Raw genomic sequence first — 6,000 nt, forward strand, 5'->3', positions numbered from 1 at the left:
AGTACAGGATGCGGCAGTTGCGCTTCGTCCGGATAACAGGGAAATTCGAGCAAGTTGTTCATCTCAACGACGAGGGGACACTCGATGCCAGCGTTCACGTTTGAGAAGATTACGCCGCCGGTGCGCCGCGCTCCGACTGCGGCGACACCGAAGAAACCGCGCGGCCTCATCAACCAGATGATCGACCGTTTCGCCGAACGCCGCGCGAGGCGCGCCTCGCAGGCCGAGCGCACGATGCGCCGGGACGAGAAGGCGTCAAAGTAGCGGCATCTACGGCAGCACCCGTACTCACCCCATCTTCCGCAGCAACAGGCTGCTCCACCCCTCGATCCGCAAGTGCTTCAGAGGCACGAGGCCGCGTGCGCGGTAGGCGGCGATCACGGCGGGGACCTGGGGCGTCAACAGGCCGGATAGGATGACGCGCCCGCCAAGGGCGAGGTGGCGCGTCATCGGGCCCGCCAATTGCCGTAACGGATTGGCAAGGATGTTGGCCAGCACCAGGTCGAACGGACCGCATCTGCCGAAATCAGCCGCAGCGAAGCCGGTGGCGCGGATCACGCGCACATTGTGACCGACCTCGTTCAACAAGGCGTTCTCGGCTGCCACCTTGACCGAGGCCGGGTCGATGTCGGAGGCCAGCACCGCGCGATGCAGCGCCTTCGCCGCCGCTATCCCCAGCACGCCGGTCCCGGTGCCGAGGTCGAGCACGCGGCCGGGCCGGGTGCTTTTCAGGACATGGTCAAGCAGAAGTAAACAGCCGCGTGTGGTGCCGTGATGGCCGGTGCCGAAGGCGAGAGCCGCCTCGATCTCGATGGCGAGCTTGTTTGGCGCCACGCGGTCGCGGTCATGGCTGCCATGGACCACGAAGCGCCCGGCCGGCACCGGGACGAGATCTTCCAGGCTCGACTTGACCCAGTCCCTGGCTTCGACGGTGTCGAAGGCGAGCGTGTCCGCAATCTCATTTCCTGCTGAAGTTGCAACGAGTTCGCGCAGCCACACCCGGTCCGGGGCGTTCGCGAAATGCAGCGCGACGTCCCATCGTCCGTTCGGCTGCTCGAAGGCGGCGACCGCCGCATCGTCCTCGAAGAACATTTCGGTGAGGACGTCGACAATGCGCCTGGCGGCGATCTCGCTGCCCATCGAAAAACTGGCGCGATGTGTGGGGGAAGGCTGCATTCTCAGGGTTCCGTCCGGTTCAATTTTTGGAACTTTTGTTCCCAATTTTTCCCATAACTTGCGTTCCGGAGGTTAACCCGACCGCAGGTTGTAGGACGTAGATTTGCGGGTGTTGGATAACCCACACAGCTCTAAATGGAATAGGAGGCGAGACTTGAAGCGCATCATTTTGAAGTTCTGGACCGACGATTCAGGTGCAACCGCAATCGAGTACGGCCTGATCGCAGCCGGGATCGCGCTGGCGATCATCACCGTGGTGAACGGCCTGGGCACCACGATGAACGAGAAGTTCACTTCGATTAGCAGCTCCTTGAAGTAATTTCCGCCTTCCATTTCCCGGCGGGGCCAATTCTCCATACGACTGCTTCCGAGCCGCGCCCGTCGGGGGATTCCCCTGGCGGGCGAAGTCGTTTTTGGGGATTGGCTTGCACAGAATGCCCACAGGCTATCCGGCGGCTTTTCCGGACTTTGTCCACGGATTATCCCGCCGTTCATCCCCGGATTTTCCACCAACTTGTACCAGGCTTGGACGGGCGCAACCCACCCCTCTTCCACAGCTCTGCCAACAGTCTGTCCACAGCCCATCCACAGGCTTATCCACGGCTACCGAACAACGACCGGTGATCCCTCAGGATCGCCTGCGCGGCGTTGTGGCCGGGCGCGCCGGTGACGCCGCCGCCGGGATGGGCGCCGGAGCCGCAATGATAGAGGCCCTTCACGGGCCCGCGATAATCGGCGTGGCCCAGCATCGGCCGCGCCGAAAACAGCTGGTTCAGCGTCAGCGCGCCGTGGAAGATGTCACCGCCGAGCAGGCCGAACTGCCGTTCGAGATCGAGCGGTGACAGGATCTGGCGGCCGAGCACGCTTGTCGCAAAACCCGGCGCGTATTTGTCCACCGTGGCGATCATGAGGTCGGCGACCTCGTCGCGATGGTCGTCCCACGACTTTCCATCGGGAAGCTCCGGCGCGACGTGCTGGCAGAACAGGCTCGCGACATGTTGTCCTGCGGGCGCGAGCGTGTCGTCGAGCGTCGAGGGGATCAGCATTTCCACCATGGGCTCCCGGCTCCAGCCGTGCGCGCGGGCATCGAGAAAGGCGCGGTCCATGTAGCCGAGGTCAGGGGCCAGGATGATGCCGGAGGTGAGATGATCGCCGTCGCCCGGCAGTGCCGTGAAGGAGGGCAGGCGGTCCAGCGCGACGTTCATGCGAAAGGTGCCGGAGCCGTTCTTCCAGTGCCGGATGCGGGCGAGGAAGTCGGCCGGCAGCGCATCGGCGGCGACCAGCCGCGTGTAGAGCAGCTTCGGATTGACGTTGGCCGCGACATATTTCGCGCGGATGGTCGTGCCGTTCTCCAGCGCCACGCCGACCGCGCGGTCGCGCTCGACGATGACCTCGCGCACGCCCGCATCGGTGTCGATCACGACGCCGCGGTCGCGTGCGGCGCGCGCCATGGCTTGCGTGATCGCGCCCATGCCGCCGATGGCGTGACCCCAGACGCCCTTCTTTCCGTTCACCTCGCCGAAGGCGTGATGCAGCATCACATAGGCCGAGCCCGCAGCGTAAGGGCTGGCATAATTGCCGACGATGGCATCGAAGCCGAACAGCGCCTTGACCAGATCATGCTCGAAACGTTCGTCCAGCATCTCGCCGGCCGAGCGGGTGAAGAGATCGAGCAGGCTGCGGCTCTGCTCCAGCGACAGCCCACGCAGGATGTTGGCGCTCTGGAATGCGTTCACGGCTTCGCGGATCGAGGCCGTGCCGAAACCATCGAGCAGGTTTGGCGGCGCGCGCAGCACGAATTGCCGGAGCACGTCGGCGATATCTTCGAGCTCGCGCGAAAACCCGTCGAGCGCGTTTGCGTCATGCGTGCTCAGCCGTGCGACGGACGCCTGCGTCCGCCCCTCGCCGGTAAGGAGATAGCTGCCGTCCGCCGCGGGCAGAAAATTCTGCGCGCGCCGTTCAACGATGCGCAGGCCCTGTTCGGCCAGCTGCAAGTCACGGATCACCTGCGGATTGAGCAGGCTCACGGTGTAGGCCGCGACCGAATTGCGGAAGCCGGGATGAAATTCCTCCGTGACCGCGGCCCCGCCGACCACCTTGCGGCGCTCGACCACGCGCACGCGCAAGCCGGCCATCGCAAGATAGGCCGCGCAGGTGAGGCCGTTATGGCCAGCGCCGATGATGACGACGTCGGTTTCGCTCATGAAGGATTCAAGCTGTTCCACGGTCATTGCAGGATGGTCCGAGCGACCGGACCCGGAATGACATCAGTATATCAAGCATTTCCCTCTGCAACATCACGAGACCCTTTATTGCCCGTTCAGGCGCCTTGTGCTCCATTGCGCGCGCCCGGCGCCCGCCGGGATTATGCCGGAGCTTCCATGGATTCGATCGTGCAACCCGCCGCCACGGAGCAGCCGTCCTCGTCGCGTAACCGGCTGCTGCTGACGGTCTACACCGCCGCGATCTTCGTCAGCGCGCTGTTGCTGTTCTCGGTGCAGCCGCTGTTCACGAAGATGGTCCTGCCGCGGCTCGGCGGCTCGCCGGCGGTGTGGTCGGTGGCGATGGTGTTCTTCCAGTCGCTGCTGCTGGCGGGCTACGCCTATGCGCATGTGTTGATGCAGGTGAGGAACCGCATCGTTCCCGTGGTGGTGCATCTCCTGCTGCTGATCGCGGCCTTCGCCACGCTGCCGCTCGGCATCGCCTCCGCCTATGGCGATCCGCCCGCTTCGGGCTACGCAATCTGGCTGCTCGGCCTGTTCGTGATCTCGATCGGGCTGCCGTTCTTCGCGCTTGCCGCCAACAATCCGTTGCTGCAGGCCTGGTTCGTCCGCACCGGGCATCCGGCCGGACATGATCCCTATTTCCTCTATGCGTCCTCCAACATCGGCAGCTTCCTCGCCCTGCTGTCCTATCCGTTCCTGCTGGAGCCGATGTTCACGCTGCACACGCAGAACCGGCTCTGGACCGGCGGTTACGGCATTCTGATCCTCCTGATCGCCGCATGCGGCGTGCTGCTGTTGCGCTCGCCGAAACTGGCCATGGTCGACGCGCGAACCGAGGATTTGAATGCGCCGGCGCCCGGTTTCATGACGCGGCTGCGCTGGATATTCCTCGCCGGAGTGCCGTCCGGCCTGCTCATCGCCGTCACCGCGCACATCTCGACCGACGTTGCGGCCGCGCCCCTGCTGTGGGTGCTGCCGCTGTCGCTGTACCTCTTGACCTGGGTGGTGGTGTTCCAGTCGCGGCCGCTGCTGCCGCACAAATGGATGCTGATGCTCCAGCCGGTCGCGATCGCGGGCGTCGTCTTCCTGCTGGCGTTCGGCGGCGAGCAGAACCTGCTGCTGACGCTCGGCGGGCATCAATTGTGCTTCTTCGTCATCGCGATGGCCTGCCACGGCGAATTGGCGCGGACCCGGCCGGCCGCGAAATATCTCACCGGATTCTATGTCGCGCTGTCGTTCGGCGGCATGGTCGGCGGGCTGTTCGCAGGGCTCGTTGCGCCGTTCACATTCTCCTGGATCGCCGAATATCCGATCCTGGTTGCGCTTGCCGCGCTGTGCCGGCCGCCCGCGAACGAGCGGTTGGCGGGCATCGTCAAATGGTACTGGTTGGCGCTTGCCGCGCTCGCCGTCGTCCTCGTTGCGCCGTCCATCACGACGGGCGGGCTGTCGACCTGGTTCGAGGATCACCGGGTCTGGATGGCCGGCGGCGTCGGCGTGCTCGCCGCGCTGCTGGCGCTGGCGGTCAACGCCGACCGCTGGAAGATATTCGCTACCGTCGCGCTGGCGCTGGCGTTGATCCGGGTTTATCCGGCAGACGAAGGCCGCGTCACCACGGTGCGCAGCTTCTTCGGCGTGCACAAGATCGTGGTGACGCCCGGCGGCTATTTCCATGTGCTGATGCACGGCACCACGATCCACGGCGCCGAGCGCTTCCTCAACAATGACGGCACGCCGGTCACCGGCCGGCCCGAGCCGATCACCTACTATCACAGGGACGGCGGCATCGGTCAGGCCGTCACCGCGATCCGCGAGCGCAAGGGCGCGCCGTTGAAGGTCGCAGCGATCGGCGTCGGATCGGGCACGCTCGCCTGCGCCGCCGAGCCCCGCGAGAGCTGGACATTCTTCGAGATCGATCAGTCCATGGTCGACGCGGCAAGCGATCCGAAGAATTTCCGCTACATTTCGAGCTGCATGCCGGGCCTGAAGCCGGTGATCGGAGATGCCCGTCTCACCTTCGCGAAGGAGCCGGACGGCGCTTATGATCTCATCATCGTCGACGCCTATTCGTCGGATGCGATCCCGATCCATCTTGCGACCGAAGAGGCGATGAAGATCTACAAGGACAAGCTCGCTCCGCACGGCGCCGTGGTGATGCACGTCTCCAACCGCCACCTCGATCTCGAGACCGTCGTGGTCGGCATCGCCGATGCCAACGATCTCAAGAGCTGGGTCTACAACGAGGATTCGGGGCGCGATGGCGACTACATCTTCTCGACCGACGTCGTCATCTCCGCCCGCGAGGATGCCGACGTCGGCAGGCTCGCATCGTCGAAAGCATGGGAGCAGACCGAAGCCGACGACAGGGTGCGGGTCTGGACCGACGACTACTCCAACATCTTGGGCGCGCTGTACCGGCGTTTGCGGGACGGGGAGTAGGGACGACATGGCAACACTCTCGTGCCCCGGACGCAGCGCAGCGCTTCTTTAGCGATGCGCTGCAGAGCCGGGGCCCATCGCAGCTTCTGATGGTGTGGACGGCCCCCTACGGCATCAGTGTGCCAGAATGAGGTTGTCAGAAACTCATTCACAGGAGCCGTCC

Annotated in this window: 5 protein-coding genes; 3 read left to right on the forward strand and 2 right to left on the reverse strand. The window is 64.7% G+C overall.

Going from position 1 to position 6,000, the window contains the following annotated elements; genetic code table 11:
• Positions 1 to 84 precede the first annotated feature (84 nt).
• Positions 85 to 264, forward strand: a complete 180-nt coding sequence (locus AC0L2F_RS26815; RefSeq protein WP_473250447.1) for a hypothetical protein — start codon at positions 85 to 87, stop codon at positions 262 to 264.
• Positions 265 to 288: 24 nt separating this feature from the next.
• Here AC0L2F_RS26815 and AC0L2F_RS26820 read toward each other — a convergent pair whose 3' ends face one another.
• Positions 289 to 1,176 (reverse strand): 50S ribosomal protein L11 methyltransferase, encoded by an 888-nt coding sequence (locus tag AC0L2F_RS26820; protein WP_473250448.1) that lies wholly within the window; start codon positions 1,174 to 1,176, stop codon positions 289 to 291.
• 154 nt (positions 1,177 to 1,330) lie between these two features.
• Here AC0L2F_RS26820 and AC0L2F_RS26825 point away from each other — a divergent pair, with 154 nt between their 5' ends.
• Positions 1,331 to 1,495: a Flp family type IVb pilin gene (locus AC0L2F_RS26825; protein WP_473250449.1), complete on the forward strand. Its 165-nt coding sequence runs from the start codon at positions 1,331 to 1,333 to the stop codon at positions 1,493 to 1,495.
• A gap of 274 nt (positions 1,496 to 1,769) precedes the next feature.
• Here AC0L2F_RS26825 and AC0L2F_RS26830 read toward each other — a convergent pair whose 3' ends face one another.
• Positions 1,770 to 3,407 (reverse strand): phytoene desaturase family protein, encoded by a 1,638-nt coding sequence (locus AC0L2F_RS26830; protein ID WP_473250450.1) that lies wholly within the window; start codon positions 3,405 to 3,407, stop codon positions 1,770 to 1,772.
• Between the two features lie 150 nt (positions 3,408 to 3,557).
• Between AC0L2F_RS26830 and AC0L2F_RS26835 the strand changes: the two genes are divergently transcribed.
• Positions 3,558 to 5,837 carry a spermidine synthase gene (locus tag AC0L2F_RS26835; protein WP_473250451.1) on the forward strand — a complete coding sequence of 760 codons (2,280 nt, stop codon included), beginning with the start codon at positions 3,558 to 3,560 and terminating at the stop codon, positions 5,835 to 5,837.
• The last annotated feature ends 163 nt before the right edge of the window (positions 5,838 to 6,000 follow it).

The sequence above is a fragment of the Bradyrhizobium sp. Ken64 genome, from assembly GCF_055807555.1.

Coding starts and splice junctions, on each gene's coding strand:
- AC0L2F_RS26835 (WP_473250451.1), top strand. CDS start 3,558: ATGGATTCGATCGTGCAACCCGCCGCCACGGAGCAGCCGTCCTCGTCG.
- AC0L2F_RS26820 (WP_473250448.1), bottom strand. CDS start 1,176: ATGCAGCCTTCCCCCACACATCGCGCCAGTTTTTCGATGGGCAGCGAG.
- AC0L2F_RS26815 (WP_473250447.1), top strand. CDS start 85: ATGCCAGCGTTCACGTTTGAGAAGATTACGCCGCCGGTGCGCCGCGCT.
- AC0L2F_RS26830 (WP_473250450.1), bottom strand. CDS start 3,407: ATGACCGTGGAACAGCTTGAATCCTTCATGAGCGAAACCGACGTCGTC.